This window comes from Lactococcus petauri (genome assembly GCF_002154895.1).
Classification (GTDB): domain Bacteria; phylum Bacillota; class Bacilli; order Lactobacillales; family Streptococcaceae; genus Lactococcus; species Lactococcus petauri.
In genome coordinates this window covers 1-433 of the sequence record NZ_MUIZ01000041.1, presented here as the reverse complement: position 1 = coordinate 433, position 433 = coordinate 1, and the positions used below count along the sequence as shown (strand labels likewise).

General features: G+C 40.9%; 1 protein-coding gene. It reads left to right on the top strand.

Annotated elements, in window-relative coordinates:
- A partial coding sequence (locus BZZ03_RS12070) for an MSCRAMM family adhesin SdrC (protein ID WP_233128998.1) occupies positions 1-433 on the top strand: 433 nt, incomplete at both ends.

The following is a 433-nucleotide window of genomic DNA, read 5'->3' as shown; positions in this document are numbered from 1 at the left end:
ATTCTGATTTTGAATCGGACATTGATGTTGATGCACTGTCCGATGTACTTGTAGAATCACTCATTGATTCTGATTTTGAATCAGATGCTGAGTTTGATGCGCTATCCGAGGTACTTGTGGATTCACTGGATGCACTGTCTGATGTACTTGTAGAATCACTCATTGATTCTGATTTTGAATCAGACGCTGAGTTTGATGCGCTATCCGAGGTACTTGTGGATTCACTAGATGCACTGTCTGATGTACTTGTAGAATCACTCATTGATTCTGACTTAGAATCTGAAGCTGAACTTGATGCACTGTCTGATGTGCTCATTGATTCTGATTTTGAATCGGACATTGATGTCGATGCACTGTCCGATGTGCTCATTGATTCTGATTTTGAATCAGACGCTGAATTTGATGCGCTATCCGAGGTACTTGTGGATTCACT